The following is a 19,860-nucleotide window of genomic DNA, read 5'->3' on the forward strand; positions in this document are numbered from 1 at the left end:
TCCTTACCGGAACTCCGCAACCAACCCCTCCCACTCCCCGCGTGCCACGAGCAGGGCTTTCGCGAACTCGCGGACCGCCCCTTCCCCGCCGCGAACCGTGCCAACCCAGGCCGCGCACGCGCGCACCTCGGACACCGCCCCGACGACCGCCACCGGCAGACCTACCCGCTCCATGACGGCGAGGTCCGACAGATCGTCACCCATGTGCGCGGCCTGCTCCAGCGTCCAGCCCCGCCGCGCGAGCATACCCTGAAGGCCTGCAAGCTTTCCCTCCGGGGCACCGAGCGAAACATCCTCGACCTCAAGTTCGCCGGCGCGGATGAGGACGGCCGACGAACGCTTCCCGCTCAGAAACGCGATGACGAGCCCGGCTCTCTGCAGGAGCCGGATCGCCATGCCGTCGAGGGCGTTGAAGCGCCGCATCTCAAAGGAGCCGCTCGCCGGATCCCAGCCGGTCCAGAGCGAGCCGTCCGTGAGTACGCCATCCACGTCCAGAGAGACCAGCCGGACGGCCTTCGCCCGTCGAGGGTCGAGCGGTGCGGTCATGAGGTGGCGGCCGTCAGGCCGTCACGGCCTCGCGCACGCGCATCGAGGTCTCGAGTACGCGTTCGAGTTCGCCGAGCGGGAGCATGTTGGATCCGTCTGAGGGGGCGGCCCCCGGATCCGGATGGACCTCGACGAACAGGCCATCGGCCCCGGCCGCGACGGCCGCCGCCGCGAGCCGGCCGATATGCCGCGGTTCGCCGCCACTGGTGGTGCCTTCGCCGCCCGGCAACTGGACCGCGTGCGAGGCGTCGAACACCGTCGGGCACCCCGTGGCCTCGCGCATGAGGTCGAAGCTCCGCATGTCGACGACCCACCGCCCGTAGCCGAAAGCGACCCCCCGCTCCGTCACGGCCACCTCGCGGGCTCCCGCCTCTCGCAGCTTCCCGACCACTCCACCCACGTCCCCGGGAGCCATCCACTGGCCCTTCTTCACGCTCACAGGCCGGCCCGTCGCGCCGGCAGCGCGCAGGAGGTCGGTCTGCCGACAGAGGAAGGCGGGGATCTGCAGCGCGTCCACGACGGCGGCCGCACACGCCGCCTGCTCGGGAAGATGAATGTCGGTCAGCACGGGGAGACCCGAGCGTTCGCGCACTCGCGCCAGCGCGGCAAGCCCCGCGTCGAGACCCGGCCCCCGCGACGACGAGGCGGAACTCCGGTTGGCCTTGTCGAACGAACCCTTGAACGTGACCCGAACGTCGAGCCGCTCACCGAGGTCCGCCAGGTGGTCGGCGATCTCGAAGTTCAGCCCGTCGTCCTCCAGGGCGCACGGCCCCGCGATCAGGAAAAGAGAAGTCCAGGGTCTCTTGTTCCCGCCGGATGGCGTCCGCCGGCGACCGGAGAAGAACGGCGGACATCCAGCGTTCATCTCCCCGCCGTGACCCCGTTCGTCCGGACCGACACCTCGGAGTCCGCCCATTCTTCGACCGCCTGATCCCGCGCGGAGCGAGAGGACGCCATCGCATCCCTGCGCGCCACCGCCGCCTCGACGAAGGCAGCGAAGAGCGGGTGGGGCTTGTTCGGTCGCGACTTCAGCTCGGGGTGGAACTGCGTCGCGAGGAAGAAGGGGTGATCGGGAAGCTCGAGCATCTCGACCAGCCCCCCATCGGGCGACATCCCGCTGAACAGCATCCCGCCCCGGCGCAGGGTCTCATTGTATGTGGGGTTGACTTCGTACCGGTGACGGTGCCGCTCGGAGATCTCGTCAGCACCGTACACGCGTCGCGCCAGCGACCCCTTCGCGAGCCGGCACGGGTACGCGCCGAGCCGCATGGTGCCCCCCATTTCCGTGACCTTGTGTTGCGAGTCCAGGAGAGAGATCACCGGATCGGTCGTCTTCTCGTCGAACTCGAACGAGTGAGAGTCCGTGAGACCGCACACATTGCGCGCGAACTCGATGATCGCGCACTGCAGGCCGAGGCAGATGCCGAAGTACGGGATCCGGCGCTCGCGGATGAACCGGATCGTTTCCAGCATGCCGGAGACACCGCGAACCCCGAACCCGCCCGGCACGAGCACGCCATCGAAGCGGTCCACGAAATCGGTGCCGCGCTCTTCCACATGCTCCGAGGAACGCCACTCGACGTCGACCTCCACGTCGTTGTCGATCCCCCCGTGGATGAGGGCCTCGGCGATCGACTTGTAGGAGTCCACCAGTTCCGTGTACTTGCCCACCACGCAGATCCGGACCCTCCCATCCCCCGGATTCTTGATCCGCTCGACCATCGCTTCCCAGCCCGTGAGGTCGGGCGCCCTGCCCTCGAGGTGGAGCTGTTCGCAGATACGGTCATCCATCGACTGCGCGCGATAGGCGAGCGGAAGCTCGTAGATCGTCGCCACGTCGCGCGACTCGATGACCCGGCTCACCGCGACGTTACAGAAGCGGGCGATCTTCATCTTGATCCCGTCCTCGAGGTCGTGCTCGGTCCGGCACACGAGCAGGTCCGGCTGGATCCCGATCCCCAGCAACTCGCGCACCGAGTGCTGCGTAGGCTTCGTCTTCAGTTCGCCCGAGGCCGCGATCCAGGGGACGAGCGTGAGGTGGATGAAGAGGGAGTTTTCCCGCCCCACATCCTGCCGGAACTGGCGGATCGCCTCCAGGAAGGGGAGCGACTCGATGTCGCCGACCGTCCCGCCGATCTCGGTGATGACGACGTCGTGATTCGGGGCCAGCCGACGGATTGCCGTCTTGATCTCGTCCGTCACATGCGGGATGACCTGCACTGTGGCGCCGAGGAAATCCCCACGCCGTTCCTTTGTGATGATGTTCTGGTACACCCGCCCGGTCGTAACGTTGTTCGCCTGAGAGAGGGATTCGTCGATGAACCGCTCGTAGTGCCCGAGGTCGAGGTCGGTCTCGGCCCCGTCGTCGGTCACGTAGACTTCCCCGTGCTGGAACGGCGACATCGTGCCGGGATCCACATTCAGGTAGGGGTCGAACTTCTGGATCGTCACGCGCAGGCCGCGTTCTACGAGCAGGCGCCCGATCGAGGCCGCGGTGATGCCCTTCCCCAGCGAGGATACGACTCCTCCCGTGATGAAGATGTACTTCGTCGGCGACCTGTCGTCCGTCATCCCCGCCTCCTTAGCTATCCCCTGGTGGACAATAACCGTTCCGCGCGCTCAATGTCGGCCGGCACGTCGACACCGGGTTCGGTCCATGGACCGAGTTCGACGTGAATCTTCATGCCCGCCTCGAGTGCCCTCAACTGCTCCAGTCGCTCGGCCCGTTCGAGCGCCGACTCGGGCATGGCCGCCCAACGCCTCAGCGCCGACCGGCGGCACGCGTAGACGCCGACATGGCGCAGACGCGCGCGCGTCCCGAGCCCCGGCGACTCGTCTCGCGAGAACGGGATCGGGCTCCGACTGAAGTAGAGCGCCCGTCCGTCGGCGGCCCGAGCGACCTTCACGACCGCGGAGGACCGCCACTCGGCTTCCCCGCGAATCGGCACCGCGATCGTCGCGAGTTCCTGCGCCCTCCGCACGGCACCCTCGATGGCGCCACCACCCACGAAGGGCTCGTCGGCCTGAAAGTTGACGACTACGTCGTCTTCCGCCGCGCCGAGCAGGTCGGCCGCCTCATCCACGCGGTCGGTGCCCGAGATATGATCGGATCGCGTTCTGACGACCTCCGCCCCGAACCCGCGCGCGCACGCCTCGATCTCGCCGTCGTCCGTCGCCACCACGATCTGGTCGAAGACACGAATGGCCGAGGCGGCTCGCCAACACCACTCGAGCAGGGTGCAGCCGGCGAGTTTCTGGAGGGGCTTCCTGGAGATACGTGTGCTGTAGAGTCGTGCGGGAAGGACGCAGATCACGCCCATCGGTGGCGCGTTTGGTTCGTTCGGAGCGGCATCGCAAGAAGCTAGGCGCGCGCTCCAGGGTTGTCAAAATCGGAGCGTCAAGATCAGCGCGGCGGCGGCATCCCCGTGGGTCGCGCGGACCTGCGGGTTCGGACGTCGATAAACCCGATGACACCGGGCGCATCGGGCTCCGCGGTGGAGCCCGCCGCGGCTCCGAACTCCAGCCGGAAGTCCCACAACCGGATGGCCAGGCCGCCCTGGACCGACGTGTTCATGTCGAAATCCTCTCCGGGCCCACCGACACCCCCCGCGCTGGCGCGCGCGAAGACGTCCAGTCCGCCGAGCGCCGCGTCGCCGAGAATGGGTACGGCGTAGGCGGCTTCCCCGTACACCATGCGTGCCCCCCTCAGGCCGCGAAGCCGCATGGTCGGGAGCGTCCCCAGGCCGCCGATCGTCGAGTAGCGCTGCGGCGGAAGGTGGCCAACCACATCCGTTCTCCCGATCGCGAACGCATCGACCGCATGTCCCCACGCCGTCACGCGGCGAACCGACACGCGCCCTTCCACGAGCAGGAAATCGTAGGAGTCAACGAAGGTACGGTCCACCTCGAACTCGTCCTCGAATCCCGCCTCGACACCCACCCCGAACTCCGCGCGGCCATTGCGGCCATACACCGACCATTCAAACCCGGCGCGGGCGAACCAGAGACTCCCGTCAAAGATCAGGCGATTCGGGTGCACTCGATGCTCATCGTCCGCCCCGCCTCCGAAGAGGATGGTCACGTCCCGCGCCGCGAGCGACTCGGCCCGTTCGCGCCCGCCCGAGAGGATCAGCCGCCAGTTCGGAGTGTCCTCCCAGACGGCCGGTTCCGGGGAGGTCCATTCCAGTTCGACGCCGAGCTGCCTGGAGTCGTAGTGGTTCCGGCTGTCATCGCCCGCGACGAAATGCGCCAGGCTGTTGTACCACGTCGGGCGGATCCACGCTTCGTTGCTGACCACAGCGCTGGTCGCGAACAGGCCCAGGCGGACCCGCTCGCCCAGGTGCCACGAATTGTGCAAACGAAAGTCCACGTCCCCTCGAGCGGGGATCCACGTCGCGCCCGCCGCAAGTTCGGGACGGCCGGGGGCATCCGACACGCGGGCCAGCGCACCCACCGGGACGGACAGGCCGTTCACCCGGTCGTAGGTGGGCAGACGCACACCCCAGGTGCCGTCGAGTTCGAAGGGGGGTTCAGGCTCGACTTCCGAGATGATCTCGAAGCCGCCATTCGTGGGCCGTACGCGTAGCGGCTCGTTGGGACGATAGGTGATGGAGCCTCCCACCTCGGCCAGGCTGGAATCGTAGAACCCTCCCCCGAGCACGAGGACGTCCCCCGACACCGACCCACCGGTGCGGAGGAAGAGATCGCCATCGACCACGTAGATGTCACCCTCGATCCGACCCGCGATCCGGGCGCTGCCCTCGAGCAGGAGGACGGGCCCGGGCACGGTGTCGCTCGCCGCGAGCACAGTGTCGCGCACCCACAGGGTGTAGAGTTCCGTCTCGAGGAAGTCCCGGAGCGCCTGCTGCGCGTCCGAACGCGGCTCGCCGGCGAGCCGCACCTGCTGCTGGCTCTGCGCTTCGCCCGGCAGCACGGCTGCCAGCACCACCGGGAGTCCGACCGCCACCAGTCGCCAGGACCGGGTTGGCCTCGGAGAACGCCGGGACCTGTGGCGCATCACGGCGCGGTCTTCCGGTTGGCGCCCCAGCGGTCCCAACCGATGACCTCTTCCCGCGCGCGCCGCTCGGGCAGGTCGGACAGGCCATCGTGATAGCCCAGGCAGAGGAGCGCCACGACCGGCACATGACCCGGGACCCCGATCGCGGACCGCACGCCGGACTCCCTGAAACCGTAGATCCAGCTCGAATCGAGACCGAGATCAGCCGCCGTCAGCACCATCGTCTGCGCTGCTGCCGCGAGATCTCCCGCGAAACTGGGCCTGCCCGTGCCGCTCACGTGGGAGTGGATCCGCGCACAGCACACGATGACGACCGGAGCCGTTCTCACGTGGGGATGGTTGAAGGCGGCGGCCGCGAGCGTGTGTCGCGTGAGCGCCTCCTGCACAACGACGAAGCGCCACGGCTGGCCCTCGTGGGCGGACGGCGCATAGCGCGCGGCCTCGAGCACAGCCTCGAGCATGTCGGGTTCGACCAGCCGGTCACGGAAGCGCCGGACCGGGCGTCGATTACGCGCCAGGTGCAGGAGCCGGGTCAGGCGCATTGGCGGTCGCCCGGCGGTCGTCGACCGGGAAGCCGATCAGCCACGGGGATGGTGACTCCGGTGCACCTGACGCAGGTGCGACCGGTCGACGTGCGTGTAGATCTCGGTCGTCGAGATGTCTGCATGTCCGAGCATCTCCTGGACGGACGCGAGGTCGGCGCCTCCCTCGAGCAGGTGCGTCGCAAAACTGTGGCGCAGCGTATGGGGCGTCACGCGCTTCAGAATCCCGGCACGCTGGACATGGCGGCGGAGGATCTTCCAGACGCCCATCCGGCTCAGCGGGCCACCCCGTGCATTGAGGAACACGCGCCCCTGCGAGCGTCCCCGGTCGAGTGTGGGCCGAGACTCACGAAGGTATCGGCCCACCGCCGAGCGCGCAGCCGCGCCGACGGGGACCAGCCTCTCCTTTCCGCCCTTGCCCCGCACCCGGACCAGCCCCTCCCGCAGGTCGAGATCGCGGCCTTGCAGCGCCAGGAGTTCCGAGACCCGGAGCCCGCAGCCGTAGAGCAACTCGAGGATGCCCTCGTCGCGCGGGGCGGCCCAGTCGTCCGGCCGGACGGCCCCGATGAGCGCCTCGATCTCGGGGACCGAGAGCACGTCGGGAAGCGGGCGCCCCGCGCGGGGTGCCTCGAGGCGCTCACTGGGGTCGGCCTCGAGGACGCCCTCCACGACGAGGAAGCGGAAGTAGCCCCGCAGCGCGTACACGCACCGGGCGACGGTGGAGGCCGCCCTGCCCTCCTCGGCCAGACGCGCGGTGTGGTCCCGCAGCAGTTGGTACGTCACCTGTCCCGGCGAGGCGGCTCCCTCCGAGACGGCGAACGCCGCGAAACGACGCGCTTCGCGCAGATACCCATCGATGGTGCGCGGAGAGAGGCCGCGTTCGAAGCCCAGATGGTCGCGGAACGGCTCGAGATGAAATGCTCGCTCGACATCGGGGCCCGGATCGGTCACGTCGTGTCGCGGGGCGGGCCGCTCTCCGAACCTGCGGCGTCGGGATCAGCGGCCGGCGGCTCCTCCCGGTCGTCGCGACGGCTCCGAACCCACCAGCCGACGAGCAGGCCGAGGACGGCGGCGGCCACGACCAGGAGCCACGCGTTGACCCGGCTCAGGAGTTCGAAGATCCGGTGCACGTTGCGCGAGGCGAGGATGCCCCCCGAGAGCATGAGCGCGTTCCAGAGGAACGATGCCACGACGATCGGGATCAGGGCGCGAACCGCACCCAGTCCGGTGAAGCCCGCGAAAGTCGGGACGATCACCCGCAACACCGGAAGAAAGCGGGCGAAGAAGATCGCCCACAGGCCGTGACGCTCGTAGAAGCGGGCCATCCGCCGCAGCTGATGCGGCCGCAGGACGCGTCGCCCCCAGCGCGACCTGAACACCGCTGGTCCGTGCCGCCGCGCGAGCCCGAACACGAGCATGGCGCCGCCGGTGTTCGCGACCCACGCGCTGAGGAGCACGGCGACCGGCTCCAGCGAGCCCCGGTCCACGAGCACGGCGCCGAGTACGACGAACGTATCCGACGGAACCGGCGGGAAGATGTTCTCGACGGCGGAGCCGACGGCGATCAGCGCGTAGGCGGCCGCATCCGGCAGGGCAAGCAGGAAATCGAGGAGAGGTTGAACGCCGGGGACCTCAGGCACCGTCCGCCGCTCCGGCCACTGCCGCAACGGCGATCGCGGCCAGTCCCTCGCCTCTCCCGATCCAGCCCAACCCTTCGTTCGACTTGCCCTTGATCGATACTGCGCTCGCGGGGACCTGAAGGGCTTCCGCCAGCCGCTCGCGCATCGCAGCCGCGTGCGGCGCGATGCGGGGGCGCTCGGTGACGATGGTGACGTCGACGTTCCCCACGTGGAACCCATCGTCCCGCAACCGCCGCACCGCCGCGGCGAGCAGGCCGATCGAATCCGCGCCTTCGTGCGCCGGATCCGTGTCCGGGAACATGGCGCCGATATCGCCGAGGCCGACGGCGCCGAGGACGGCATCCGTCACCGCGTGTGCGACGGCGTCCCCATCGGAATGACCCTTCAGGCCGGGGGTGTTCGGGATGGTGACGCCCCCCAGCACGAGCGGCCGCGTCTCGTCGAAGCGGTGGGAATCGTACCCTACGCCGGCTCGCACGAGACGACCGATCCGCCCGGGCGCCGCTCAGCCCCGCGCCACGCCGAGGATGCGGAGGGCGAGGTGGGCCGCGTTCTTCGCGTTGTCGATGCCGACGGCGGCAACCGGGACACCGGGCGGCATCTGCGCGCAGGAGAGCAGTGCGTCGAGCCCTCCGAGCGTTCCGGCGGAAACGGGGACGCCGATCACCGGAAGCGAGGTGTGAGCGGCGACCACGCCGGGCAGCGCGGCCGACAGTCCCGCTCCGCAGATCACAACGGAGTGGCCGGCGGCCTCGGCGCCCGCGGCGAGAGACGCGGTCCGCTCGGGCTGCCGGTGGGCCGAGCTCACCTCGACCTGCACCTCGATCCCCTGTTCACGCAGGATCGACACACCCTTTTCCATCGTCGGCCGGTCCGACTCGGACCCCATCATCACCAGCACGGAACTCATCACATTCTCCAGGCTGCGCGCCCCAGCGACCGACCCGCCGCGAAGGGCGTCTACTCGCCAGCCCAGCGACGGATCGCCAGGCACACGTTGTGGCCACCGAAACCGAAGGAGTTGGACAGGGCAGCCTCGACCGGGCGCTCGATCACGCCGCCATGCGCGTACTCGAGATCGCACGCGGGATCGGCCTCCTCGAAGTTGATCGTCGGGGGGATGACGCCCGTCCGGCAAACGAGCGCGGAAATCGCGCCCTCGATCGCACCCGCCGCCCCCAGCGTGTGCCCCGTCATCGACTTCGTCGAACCCACCACGATGGAATACGCATGGTCGCCCAACACGTCCTTTATCGCCTTCGTCTCGGACGCGTCGTTGGCGGGGGTCGAGGTCCCGTGTGCATTGATGTACCCGATCTCCGATGGCTCGAGCCCGGCATCGTCGAGAGCCTGCCGCATGGCCAGGCACGCGCCCGAGCCATCCGGCGCCGGCGCCGTCATGTGGTACGCATCCGCGCTCTGCCCGAAACCGGCGATCTCCCCCAGGATCTCCGCGCCGCGCGCCTGCGCGAAGTCCAGTCCCTCGAGGATGAACATCCCCGCCCCTTCGCCGAGCACGAAACCATCGCGGTGGGCGTCGAACGGGCGGGAAGCGTGCTCCGGGTCGTCGTTTCGCGTCGACATCGCCTTCATGGACGCGAACCCGGCGACAGTGAGCGGCGTGATCGTGGACTCGCTGCCCCCGGTGATCATGACATCGGCCTCTCCGTTCCTGATCGAGCGGAAGGCGAGTCCGACCGAATGTCCGCTGGAAGCGCAGGCCGAAACTGTCGCGTAGTTGGGACCCTGCGCCCCATACCGCATCGACACCATCCCCGCGGCCATGTCGGGGATGAACATGGGGATGAAGAAGGGGGAGACGCGTCTCGGCCCACCCTCGAGCAGCTTCTTGTGCTGGGCCTCGAGGAGCGGAAGTCCACCGATGCCGACGCCGATGAGCACGCCCGCCCGGTCGGACGGCAGGTCACCGAACCCGTCCGCGAAGCCCGCCTCCGTCATGGCCTGGTCGGCCGCCGCCACGGCGAACTGGAGAAAGCGGTCCGACCGTCGGGCTTCCTTCCGGCCCATGTACCTTGACGGATCGAAGTCGTTGACCTCGCACGCGAAACGAACCGACTGGTCGGCAGCGTCGAACAGGGTGATCGGCCCTGCCCCGCTGACCCCGCGAAGCAGCGCGTCCCAGGTCCTGGCAGGATCGAGCCCGATCGCCGTGACCATCCCCACCCCGGTGATCACAACACGCCTTTTCATGGGTGCGACGGCAAGCGGGGCGTTACCCCTTCGAATTCAGGTATTGGATCGCCTCCCCGACGGTCTGCATCGTTTCCGCATCCTCGTCCGGAATCTCGATCCCGAATTCCTCTTCAAAGGCCATCACGAGTTCGACGGTATCGAGCGAGTCGGCGCCGAGGTCGTCGACGAAATTGGCGTCGTCAACCACCTTCTCCTGCTCCACGCCGAGTTCCTGCGCGATGATCTCACGCACTCGTGCAGCGGTGTCCCACATTGCGTGCTCTCCTTGTAATAAGGGGGCCGGCCCGCGGCCCCCGTGCGTGTCCGTTGAATCGTCCAGCATGAATAGCGCTGCTATTCTCGCTCCCCGTGCCTTGCCAGCCAAGTACCTCGCCGCCCTCGGTGCGACGGCGGAGGCTCGCCACGGACGGCTGCTAGGGCTGCATCACCATTCCGCCGTCGACCACTATGACCTGTCCCGTGACGTACGAAGCCCCGGGACCCACCAGAAAGCGGACGACCGTGGCGACATCTTCCGGCGATCCCGGCCGGCCGAGGGGAATCCTCGCCGACATGGTCTCGCGAACACTTTCGGGTAGCCCCGAGGTCATGTCGGTCTCGATGAACCCCGGCGCGACGGCGTTGGCCCGGACGCCGCGACTCGCCAGCTCCTGGGCGATGCTGCGGGTGAGCGAGATCAGCGCGGCCTTGGCCGCCGCATAGTTGGACTGGCCCCGGTTGCCCGTCAAGCCCACGACGCTCGAGATGTTCACGATGTTCCCGGCCCGCCGCTTCATCATGCCGCGGGCGACGGCGCGCACGAGGTAAAACGCTCCAGAGAGATTCGTGTCGAGGACCGACTGCCAGTCCTCGTCCTTCAGGCGGAGGATGATATTGTCCCGTGCGATCCCGGCGTTGTTCACAAGGATCGTGGCGTCACCCAGCTGCTGCGAGACCGCCTTCACGAGATCCCGGCATGCCGCGGAGTCCGATACATCGCAACCGAAGCCCGCGTGTCCGGAACCCGGCAGCTCCGCCGCCACGGCTTCGGCCCGCTCGGCGCCGGTGCCGACCACGGCGACCCGGGACCCCGCCTCGGCCAGTTCCGCTGCGATCGCGTGACCGATGCCCCGCGTCGCGCCCGTTACGATCGCGACTTCGCCCGTCAATTCGCTCATTCGATTCCCTTCCGACTCCTGTGGCTGCTGGCGTCCCCGGGACCCCTCAGTCCGCGGACCCGAGGTATGCATCCACGGACCGTGAATCGCCGACCGGGGTCACGCGCAGGCTGCGATCGACCCGGCGGGCGAGTCCGGAGAGCACGTTCCCGGGCCCCACCTCGAGCCAGCGCGACACCCCCGTCTCACGGATACGCTCGATACCCTCCGCCCACCGCACCGGGGACGTCAACTGCATGATCAGCGTGCGGCGGGCGGTGCCGGCATCCGTCACGGAGGCCGCGGTCGCGTTCGAGACTACGGGGAACGACGGTTCCGCCCAGCTTGCGGCTTCGAGCACAACCTCCAGCCCTTCCGCCGCCGCCGCCATGAGGGGCGAGTGGAAGGCGCCGCTCACGTTCAAGGGCAGCACCCGGCGCGCGCCGGCCTCCGTCGCGAGGTCACCGGCGGCCGCAACGGCCTCCACATCCCCGCTGATGACGACCTGACCGGGTGCGTTCAAGTTGGCCGGCACGACGACACGCCCCTCGCCCCCGGCACGCTCGCAGATCTGCGTCACGGCCTCGGCGTCGAGCCCGAGCACGGCGGCCATCGTGCCCGGCCGGGCAGCCCCCGAGGCCCCCATCAACTCGCCGCGCCGGCGCACGATCCTGAGGCCATCCTCGAATCCGAACGCGCCCGAGACGAGATAAGCGGACAGTTCGCCGAGCGAATGCCCCGCCCCGACCTCGACCCGGCCGGCACGCCCGGCGATGAGCCGCCAGACGGCGCAGGAGTGCAGCATGATGGCGGGCTGCGCGTTTTCTGTGGCTCGCAACTGGTCCTCGGGTCCCTCCCAGCAGAGACGGCTCAGCGGCATGCCGAGCGCGTCGTCGGCCCGCTCGTAGAGCTCCCGGATGGACGAATCGTCTTCCGCCAGGTCCCGTCCCATACCCACGTACTGCGAGCCCTGGCCCGGAAAAAGGAGGGCGACGCGGCTCACGCCCCACCCTCTCGCGGCAATGCCGCCCGAACGCCCGCGGCAAGTCCCGACGCGGCGCCGTCCGCCGCCATGCGAATCCCGTTCATGATCGCGCGGGCGGGCGAGGCACCGTGACAGATCACCGTCACCCCGTCCACGCCGAGCAGCGGCGCGCCCCCGTACTCGGCGTAGTCGAGGAAACGCAGCGCTTCGTCGAGCTGTCCTCCCTCGCCGACCCCCGCCTCCCGAAATACCTGGAGGACGAATTCGGCGATCGACTCGTAGAACTTGAGGAGGACATTGCCGACGAACCCGCTGCACACGAGGACGTCGCAAGATCCGGTCACGATGTGGTGTCCCTCCACATTTCCGACGAACTCGAGGCCGGGGTCGGCGGACATCAGTCCATGTGCCGTCGTGACCACGCCCCCTCCCCGCTCCTCCTCCTGGCCCATGTTGAGGAGTCCGACCCGCGGGCGATCCATCGAGAGCGCGTGCCGGAAGTAGATCGACCCGAGATGGGCGAACTGATGTAACTGGTCCGGGCGGGCGTCGACGTTCGCCCCCACGTCGAGAACGAGTACGCGACCCGAGGCCGTCGGGAAGAGGGCGCCGACCGGCGGCCGGTCGACACCGGGGAGCAGGCCCAGCGTGAGCACCGAGGCCACGACCGTCGCCCCCGTGGAGCCCGCCGACACGAAAGCGTCCGCGCGCCCATCGCGGACCGCCTCGAGCCCGCGGACCACGGTGCTGTCCGGCTTCCGGCGTACCGCCAGCGCGGGCGGCTCGGCGGGATCGATGCGCTCTTCCGCCGCGAGCCACGTGACGCGGTCGCGGGGGAACCGTTCCAGCTCCGCTTCCGCGACGCGACCCGGCCCCACGAGCAAAAGGGCGATGTCATCCGGCCACGCTTCGAGGGCTCGCCGCGCGCCGGCCATGGCGGCTTCCGGCGCGGCGTCGCCCCCCAGGAGGTCAAGGGCTACGCGTATCATGCCTGGATTAACTGGCGGGTCCCGGTCGCCGTGAGGCGGCGACCGTGCGCGCGAACGTCAAAAGTCTTCGGTCTGGACAACCTCGCGGTCCGCGTAGTGGCCGCAGGTCGGACAGACCCTGTGCGGTCGCTTTGGATCACCGCAATTGGGGCACGCCTGGCGCGCGCTGTCGTGCGCGTTGTAGTGCGTACGCCGCTTGCGCTTGCGCTGCTTCGACGTGCGTCTCTTGGGGACGGCCATATCGTCAACTCACTCCTCTGCGGATCGGGCGGAACACGATAACTGGCGATGTCTTCCTTCGAATGTCAACCTTGGAGGCCACCCAGCGCGGCCCATCGGGGATCCGGCCCCGGCGGCGGGCAACCGCACCCCTCGTCGGCAAGCCGCGTGCCGCACGTCGGGCACAGACCCCGGCAGTCGGCTGCGCACTCCACATACCTGGGTGCGCGCACCCAGAGTTCCTCTCGAACCGGGCCCGCAAGATCCAGTTCGCCCGCCTCCGGATCCAGAGCCCAGACGCCCTCTTCCCCTGGTGCGATCCGCGCAGGCGAGCGGAACAGCGCGTCCCACTTCGCCGTCACGATCAGCTGGACCGGATCGAGACAGCGCCGGCACTCGACCCGGGCCCGCGCCTTGAGAGTTCCGCGGGCGCGGACGCCCTTCGATCCGGCCCTCTCCCCCATTCGGCGAATCTCGATTTCGAGGTCGAGGCGCTCGAACGGGAGCGGCAGGTCACCCAGCTGCTCAGCAGGCGCCTCGAGGCGAAGCGTGCGCTCGATCGGACCGGCGGCGAGCCCCGCGAACCCGATCCGGGTCGCGTCGGTCGCGGCCGGCGGGTCGGGGCGCGGACTCACCCGCTCTCGATGAGATCGACCTCTCCAAAAAAGAAGCCGAGTTCCCGCCTCGCGTTCTCATCGGAGTCCGAGCCGTGAATCGCGTTCCGCTCCTTGCTCTCCGCATACAGAGCGCGGACCGTGCCCGCCGCGGCTTCCGCCGGGTCCGTCGCCCCGATCACCTCGCGCAGGTGCGGCACCGCGCGCTCGTGTTCGAGGGCGAGCGCCATGCAGGGCCCCGAAGTCATGAACTCCACCAGCGACCCGTAGAACGGGCGTTCGCGGTGCACGGCGTAGAATGCCTCGGCGCCGGTCTGGCCGAGTCGAAGCACCCTCGAGCCGCGGATCCGGAACCCGGCGTCTTCCAGCGCGCCGAGTACTCTGCCGGCCTTTCCCGCGCCGAACGCATCCGGCTTGATGATCGCCAGCGTCATCGTCTGCAAGCCTCAATCCTCCGTCTTGTTGTCCTGTGTCGCTTCGTCCATGTCCCGGCGCAGCAGCAGCCGGATAATGTCGCCACGCGTGAGGAACCCGACCAGCTGACCCTCGCGCACGACCGGCAGACGTTCGATCTCCTTGTCCAGCATCAGCCGCACGACGTTGGCCAGGGGTTCGTCCTCGTTCACGCACATCACGGTCCGTTCCATGATGTCGCGCACGTTGCCCGTGACGGCCCCCAGCACCGCGCTTCCTCCCCCCGGCTCTTCCAGCGCGGGGAGGAAATGCGTCATGAGCTGGCCGTCCGTGAGCATGCCCAGCACGTGACCTTCCTCGTCGATGACCGGGACCGCCCGCAGTCTCCGACGGACCAGCACGTCGGCCGCCTCTCTGAGCGCCATCGAGGGGCCGGCGGTCGTCACCTTGCGGGTCATGATCTCGCGTACCTTCATTGCCCGCCTCCTTTGCCGGTTACATGCGATCCCGTATCAGGCCGACCAGGTCCGCCGGCCTCCGCGCCACGCCGATCCCGCTCCGCTCGAACGCACGGATCTTCTCCTCGGCCGTCCCCTCGGAACCGGAGATGATGGCCCCCGCGTGCCCCATGCGCCGACCGGGCGGGGCGGTCTGGCCCGCGATGAACCCGACGACCGGCTTGCTCATCTCTCGCGCCACGAACTCGGCGGCCACCTGTTCATCCGTCCCGCCGATCTCTCCGATCATGGCGACCGCTTCCGTCTCGGGGTCGCTCTCGAACGCCGCGAGGCAGTCGACGAAATCGGTGCCGATGAGGGGGTCACCCCCGATCCCGACGCAGGCGGACTGGCCGATCTCCGCCCGTGTGAGCTGGAAGATCACCTCGTACGTGAGGGTGCCGGAGCGACTCACGATGCCCACCGGTCCCTCGCGCACGATCTGACCGGGAAGGATCCCCACCTTGCACCGGCCCGGCACGATGAGGCCGGGGCAGTTGGGGCCGATGAGGCGTGCTCCCTTCTCCCGTACATAAGGTAATACGCGCAGCATGTCCCCCACGGGCACGCCCTCGGTAATGCACACGATAAGCGAGATTCCCGCGTCCGCGGCCTCGAATACCGCGTCGGCCGCGAAACGCGCGGGCACATAGATCACGCTCGTGTCGGCGCCGGCTTCGGCCACCGCCCGCTCCACGGTGTCGAACACGGGTATCGTGTCCTCGAACGTCTGCCCGCCCTTGCCCGGCGTCACGCCGGCCACGACGCGGGTGCCGTATTCCATCATCTGCCGGGCGTGGAACGAGCCATCGCGACCCGTGATCCCCTGGACCACGAGCCTCGTCTCCTCCCCGATGAAGATCGCCATATCAGCGCCCCCGCCGGACGGCTGTCTCCACCGCCCTGTCCATGTCCACCATGGCTTCGAATCCGTGCGCGTCGAGGATCGCCACGCCTTCCTCCTCGTTCGTCCCGGTGAGGCGGATGGTGATCGGGACCCGCAGCTCCATGCGGCTCGTCGCCTCCACGATCCCGTTGGCAACGTCATCGCAGCGCGTGATTCCCCCGAAAATGTTGAACAGGATTGAATTCACGTTGGAATCCTCGGTGATGAGTTCGAGCGCCGTCACCACCTTGTCGGGGTTCGAGGAACCGCCGATGTCGAGGAAATTCGCGGGCTCCCCTCCGTAGTATTTGACCAGATCCATCGTGGCCATGGCCAGGCCGGCGCCGTTGACGCAGCAGCCGACATTGCCGTCCAGCTGGATATAGGAGAGCTGGGCTTCGCGCGCTCTGACCTCCGCCGGGTTCTCCGCCCCCGTGTCGCGCAGGGCCGCGATCCCGGGCAGCCGGAAGAGGGCGTTGTCATCGATGTTCATCTTGGCGTCGATCGCCTTCACCTCCCCCTCCGGAGTCAGGATCATCGGATTGATCTCCGCCAGCGTGGCCCCGCTCGCCCGGTAGGCCCCGTACAGCTTCGAGAGGATCGACGCGGCCTGACGGGCCGCCCGCGGATCGTCGTAGAGGTGGTGGCCCAGGAGCGCCGCCTGATGGTTGAGCAGGCCGTAACGGGGGTCGACGGCCACCTTGCGAATCGCCTCCGGCATCGTCGCGGCGACCTCCTCGATGTCGACGCCGCCCTCCGACGAAACCATGATCGTGTCGGCCTGGCGGGCGCGGTCGAGCACGATCCCCACATACGCCTCCGACGCGATGTCCTCCGCCGGGGCGACGAGGACCTGCCGCACCTCGATGCCCTTGATCTCCATGCCGAGAATCGCTTCGGCATTTGTACGGGCTTCGGCCGGAGTCGCGGCCAGTTTCACGCCGCCCGCCTTGCCGCGTCCCCCTGCGTGGATCTGAGCCTTCACCACGACCCTCCCACCGAAGCGCTCGGCGGCCTGCGCCGCCTCCTCTGCCGTCGTCGCGACCTCGGACTCGGGGACGGGGATACCGTATCGGGCGAAGATCTTCCGTGCCTGGAATTCGTGTATGTTCATCGGATCGTCGTCGTACTCTCTTGCTCGTTTGTGAGGGTTGAACCCGAATCTCGCGCCCCGCGGGCGAGGCGGCCACCGCCGGTCCGCGACTCCATCACACGGTCGGCAACGCGACCCCCTGGTCGGCGAGGAAAGACCTCGCCACAGCAGCGATCTCCCGCATACGTTCCTCCGTGTCGGCCTCGATGCGGGCCACGATCACCGGCTGCGTGTTGCTCGCCCGGATCAACAGCCAGCCCCCGTCGAGCAGCACGCGGGCGCCGTCGATATCGATGACTTCGTGGCGCTCCCTGAAGAAGCGCACCGCCTCCGCTACGACCGCGAACTTGCGGTCTTCCGGGCACTCGAGCCGCAGTTCAGGCGTGGCCGGGTAACTCGGAATCTCCGCGGCCAACTCCGACAGGGGCCGGCCGGACCGCGCCACGAGACCCGCCAATCGCGCGGCCGCGTAGATTGCATCGTCCGTCCCGAAAAACCTGTCGGCAAAGCAGATATGTCCGCTCATCTCCCCAGCCACGGGCGACCCTCCGGCTCGCATCCGCTCCTTGATGAGCGAGTGGCCGGTCTTCCACATCACCGGGATTCCGCCATCGGCCCGGATCACCTGCGGCAGCGCCTGGGAGCACTTCACGTCGAACACAACCTCGGCCCCCGGCCGCTCGGCCAGCACCTCGCGCGCGAACAGCAGCAGCAGGTGGTCGCCCCGGATGATCGTCCCCTCTTCGGTCACGGCGCCGATCCGATCCGCGTCTCCGTCGAGTCCCACTCCGAGATCAGCCCCCGTCGCCCGGACCCTCGTAATCAGGTCCTGTACGTACTCGTCCACGGTGGGGTCCGGATGGTGATTGGGGAAGGTCCCGTCCGACTCGCAGTAGAGGCCGTCCACATCGATGCCGGCGGCGGTCAGCGCCCGCACGGCCACCACGCTCCCGGCCCCGTTTCCGCAGTCGAGCACCATGCGAACGTCGCCCTCGACTCGCCCGCGCGTCGCGATTTCCTCCACGTAGCGGTCGAGGATGTCCTTCTCGGCGACCTCTCCGCGGGATCCGGAGGCGAAGTCTCCGGCGTCGATCCGAGTCCGCAGCGCACGGATCGAATCTCCGTAGAGAGCCCCGCCGTCCCGGACCATTTTGATTCCGTTGTATTCGGGTGGATTATGGGAACCGGTGATCTGAATCCCCGCATCCGTACCGAACTCGATGGCCGCGAAATAGAGCGCCGGAGTCGGTACGGTTCCAACCGTGGTCACGTCGACACCCGCCGAGCAGAGCCCCCGGCACAGGGCGGCCGCGAGGTCCGGGGAGGACGGGCGATTGTCGTGCCCGACGACCACCCCAGGCGAGGCGCGGCCGGCAAGCTCCGTCCCGAAGGCACGCCCGACCAGCTCGGTCGCCGCTTCGGTCAGGTCGTCGCCGACAATGCCGCGGATGTCGTACTCGCGGAATATGTGGGGCGGAATATGCATGAGACCGATCAGGGGTGAATGGGTCCCCGCGGACGGACGGTCCCTACGGGGCCGGCGGGTTCGAAATCCGGGCCGCTACATTGCCCGGCTGCGGGTCGGCGAGCGCGTTGCGCGCCCGGTCGATGATCCGCCCCGGGAAGAGCCCGGCCAGGAGGATGAGTGCCACACAGGTCCCGATCACGAGATTGAACCCCGGTTTCGCCGGGGCCGGCGTGCGGGCATCCTCGGGCGCCGCCTCGAAATACATCTTCCACACGACGCGCAGATAATAGTAGTAGGCGATGAGGCTGGTCAGGACGAGCGTCACCGCGAGCGCCGTCTCCCCGGCGTCGACCGCGGCGCGCAGCAGGTACAGCTTCCCGACGAATCCCGCCGTGGGCGGGAAGCCCGCCAGCGAGAGCAGGAAGATGAAGAGGGCGGCTCCCAGGAGAGGACGCCGCCAGCCGAGTCCCCGATAGTCTTGCACCCGCTGGTTCCGGTCGCCCTTTCCCGCCACATGAAACACGATCGCGAAGCTCCCGGCCGTGACGACGGTGTAGGCCGCCAGATAGAAGAGCGATGCAGACCGCCCCAGCTCGGAGGCCGCGACCACGCCCACCAGCAGGTATCCCGCGTGGGCCACCGAAGAGTAGGCCAGCATCCGCTTCACGTCTTCCTGCGCCAGCGCGACCAGGTTGGGCACGATCATGGTCAGGATCGCGAGCCACCACACCGCGCTTCTCCACACATCCGCGGCACCGCCGAGATCCACGGTCAGAACGCGCAGCAACGCGATGAACGCCGCCGCCTTTACGCCGGTCGCCATGAGAGAGGTGACGGGCGTCGGAGCCCCCTCGTAGGCGTCCGGCGCCCACATGTGGAACGGGACGGCCGCGATCTTGAACGCGAAACCGATGAGAAAGAGACCGATGCCCGCAACGAGAAGGAGCCCGCCGCCTGCCGCCGGCCCGGCCGCGATCATCTCCGCGGCGGTGGCGAGTCGCGTGGTCCCCGTCGCCCCGTACAGGAGCGCGATCCCGTACACGACGAACGCACTCGCGAAGGCGCCGACGATGAAGTACTTGAGGCTCGCCTCGGAAGAGCGCGGATTGTTCCTGACGAAGCCCGTGAGCACATACACCGAGATCGACATGAGCTCGAGGCCCACGAACAGCAGGATCAGGTCTCGCGCCGCGACGAGCACCATCATCCCCACGAGCGCCATCAGAGTCAGCGCATGGAACTCCGGCGAGCGAAGACCCTCGCGGCTCAGATAGTCCCGCGACAGCGACACGACGAGCAGACCCCCGCCGAGCAGGATCACGTCGGCCGCGACACGGAACCCGTCGAGCGCGATCATGGCGTCGGGCGGGCCGGAAGCATCGCTCAGCCACAGACTCGCGATGAGCGCGCCCGCGATCGAATAGAGCGTGACGAGACTGTCCACCGACATCCGCCCGTCTCCGCCGTCCCCGCCGGAGGCCGTGCCCGTCCGGACGAAGGCATCGCGCATGAGGATGACCATCGCCGCGAGAGACAGGATGACTTCCGGCAGAAGCGCCACCCAGTAGCTGCCGTGCGTCGCGAAGTCGAAGACCCTCAC

At 68.6% G+C, this 19,860-nt stretch carries 23 protein-coding genes; all 23 read right to left on the minus strand.

The genetic code is table 11. The features are described 5' to 3' along the window. Positions 1-3: 3 nt before the first annotated feature. On the minus strand, positions 4-546 hold the full coding sequence (locus ACN9M6_RS06145) for a KdsC family phosphatase (RefSeq protein WP_419162030.1): 543 nt from the start codon (positions 544-546) through the stop codon (positions 4-6). 13 nt (positions 547-559) lie between these two features. Then, the gene (gene kdsA, locus ACN9M6_RS06150; RefSeq protein WP_419162031.1) at positions 560-1,411 is read right to left on the minus strand and encodes a 3-deoxy-8-phosphooctulonate synthase; all 852 of its coding nucleotides are present in this window, start codon (positions 1,409-1,411) and stop codon (positions 560-562) included. Beyond that, complete coding sequence (locus tag ACN9M6_RS06155) at positions 1,408-3,117, minus strand: CTP synthase (protein WP_419162032.1); 1,710 nt, start codon at positions 3,115-3,117, stop codon at positions 1,408-1,410. Before ACN9M6_RS06155 ends, kdsA begins: the two co-directional genes overlap by 4 nt. A gap of 14 nt (positions 3,118-3,131) precedes the next feature. Then, positions 3,132-3,866, minus strand: coding sequence for a 3-deoxy-manno-octulosonate cytidylyltransferase (gene kdsB, locus ACN9M6_RS06160; RefSeq protein WP_419162033.1), 735 nt, complete (start codon positions 3,864-3,866; stop codon positions 3,132-3,134). 83 nt (positions 3,867-3,949) lie between these two features. After that, the gene (locus tag ACN9M6_RS06165; protein ID WP_419162034.1) at positions 3,950-5,512 is read right to left on the minus strand and encodes a hypothetical protein; all 1,563 of its coding nucleotides are present in this window, start codon (positions 5,510-5,512) and stop codon (positions 3,950-3,952) included. Positions 5,513-5,562: 50 nt separating this feature from the next. Continuing rightward, positions 5,563-6,105, minus strand: coding sequence for a nitroreductase family protein (locus ACN9M6_RS06170; RefSeq protein WP_419162035.1), 543 nt, complete (start codon positions 6,103-6,105; stop codon positions 5,563-5,565). Positions 6,106-6,141: 36 nt separating this feature from the next. Next, positions 6,142-7,056, minus strand: coding sequence for a site-specific tyrosine recombinase (locus ACN9M6_RS06175; RefSeq protein ID WP_419162036.1), 915 nt, complete (start codon positions 7,054-7,056; stop codon positions 6,142-6,144). Continuing rightward, a complete protein-coding gene (locus tag ACN9M6_RS06180; RefSeq protein WP_419162037.1) occupies positions 7,053-7,745 on the minus strand; it encodes a DedA family protein in 693 nt (230 codons plus the stop codon). Before ACN9M6_RS06180 ends, ACN9M6_RS06175 begins: the two co-directional genes overlap by 4 nt. Beyond that, on the minus strand, positions 7,738-8,223 hold the full coding sequence (gene ispF, locus ACN9M6_RS06185; RefSeq protein WP_419162038.1) for a 2-C-methyl-D-erythritol 2,4-cyclodiphosphate synthase: 486 nt from the start codon (positions 8,221-8,223) through the stop codon (positions 7,738-7,740). Before ispF ends, ACN9M6_RS06180 begins: the two co-directional genes overlap by 8 nt. A 27-nt stretch (positions 8,224-8,250) precedes the next feature. Next, positions 8,251-8,655: a 5-(carboxyamino)imidazole ribonucleotide mutase gene (gene purE / locus ACN9M6_RS06190; protein ID WP_419162039.1), complete on the minus strand. Its 405-nt coding sequence runs from the start codon at positions 8,653-8,655 to the stop codon at positions 8,251-8,253. A gap of 50 nt (positions 8,656-8,705) precedes the next feature. After that, positions 8,706-9,956, minus strand: a complete 1,251-nt coding sequence (gene fabF / locus ACN9M6_RS06195) for a beta-ketoacyl-ACP synthase II (RefSeq protein WP_419162040.1) — start codon at positions 9,954-9,956, stop codon at positions 8,706-8,708. A gap of 22 nt (positions 9,957-9,978) precedes the next feature. Further along, positions 9,979-10,212 carry an acyl carrier protein gene (locus tag ACN9M6_RS06200; protein WP_419162041.1) on the minus strand — a complete coding sequence of 78 codons (234 nt, stop codon included), beginning with the start codon at positions 10,210-10,212 and terminating at the stop codon, positions 9,979-9,981. 160 nt (positions 10,213-10,372) lie between these two features. After that, positions 10,373-11,116 carry a 3-oxoacyl-[acyl-carrier-protein] reductase gene (fabG, locus tag ACN9M6_RS06205; protein ID WP_419162042.1) on the minus strand — a complete coding sequence of 248 codons (744 nt, stop codon included), beginning with the start codon at positions 11,114-11,116 and terminating at the stop codon, positions 10,373-10,375. A 46-nt stretch (positions 11,117-11,162) separates the two neighbouring features. Continuing rightward, positions 11,163-12,098 carry an ACP S-malonyltransferase gene (gene fabD / locus ACN9M6_RS06210; RefSeq protein ID WP_419162043.1) on the minus strand — a complete coding sequence of 312 codons (936 nt, stop codon included), beginning with the start codon at positions 12,096-12,098 and terminating at the stop codon, positions 11,163-11,165. Next, a complete protein-coding gene (gene plsX / locus ACN9M6_RS06215) occupies positions 12,095-13,069 on the minus strand; it encodes a phosphate acyltransferase PlsX (protein ID WP_419162044.1) in 975 nt (324 codons plus the stop codon). Before plsX ends, fabD begins: the two co-directional genes overlap by 4 nt. A 57-nt stretch (positions 13,070-13,126) precedes the next feature. Then, a complete protein-coding gene (rpmF, locus tag ACN9M6_RS06220; RefSeq protein ID WP_419162045.1) occupies positions 13,127-13,309 on the minus strand; it encodes a 50S ribosomal protein L32 in 183 nt (60 codons plus the stop codon). A 65-nt stretch (positions 13,310-13,374) separates the two neighbouring features. Next, positions 13,375-13,923, minus strand: a complete 549-nt coding sequence (locus ACN9M6_RS06225; RefSeq protein WP_419162046.1) for a YceD family protein — start codon at positions 13,921-13,923, stop codon at positions 13,375-13,377. After that, a complete protein-coding gene (gene ndk, locus ACN9M6_RS06230) occupies positions 13,920-14,336 on the minus strand; it encodes a nucleoside-diphosphate kinase (RefSeq protein WP_419162267.1) in 417 nt (138 codons plus the stop codon). Before ndk ends, ACN9M6_RS06225 begins: the two co-directional genes overlap by 4 nt. A gap of 12 nt (positions 14,337-14,348) precedes the next feature. Continuing rightward, positions 14,349-14,792 carry an HPP family protein gene (locus tag ACN9M6_RS06235; RefSeq protein WP_419162047.1) on the minus strand — a complete coding sequence of 148 codons (444 nt, stop codon included), beginning with the start codon at positions 14,790-14,792 and terminating at the stop codon, positions 14,349-14,351. 19 nt (positions 14,793-14,811) lie between these two features. After that, positions 14,812-15,681, minus strand: a complete 870-nt coding sequence (gene sucD / locus ACN9M6_RS06240) for a succinate--CoA ligase subunit alpha (protein ID WP_419162048.1) — start codon at positions 15,679-15,681, stop codon at positions 14,812-14,814. Position 15,682: 1 nt separating this feature from the next. Next, positions 15,683-16,813 (minus strand): ADP-forming succinate--CoA ligase subunit beta, encoded by a 1,131-nt coding sequence (gene sucC / locus ACN9M6_RS06245; protein ID WP_419162049.1) that lies wholly within the window; start codon positions 16,811-16,813, stop codon positions 15,683-15,685. A 94-nt stretch (positions 16,814-16,907) separates the two neighbouring features. Beyond that, positions 16,908-18,278: a phosphomannomutase/phosphoglucomutase gene (locus tag ACN9M6_RS06250; protein ID WP_419162050.1), complete on the minus strand. Its 1,371-nt coding sequence runs from the start codon at positions 18,276-18,278 to the stop codon at positions 16,908-16,910. A gap of 43 nt (positions 18,279-18,321) precedes the next feature. Next, entirely contained in the window at positions 18,322-19,860 is a 1,539-nt protein-coding gene (locus ACN9M6_RS06255; RefSeq protein WP_419162051.1) for an NADH-quinone oxidoreductase subunit N, read from the minus strand.

It is taken from the genome of Candidatus Palauibacter sp., assembly GCF_965197445.1.
Classification (GTDB): Bacteria; Gemmatimonadota; Gemmatimonadetes; order Palauibacterales; family Palauibacteraceae; genus Palauibacter.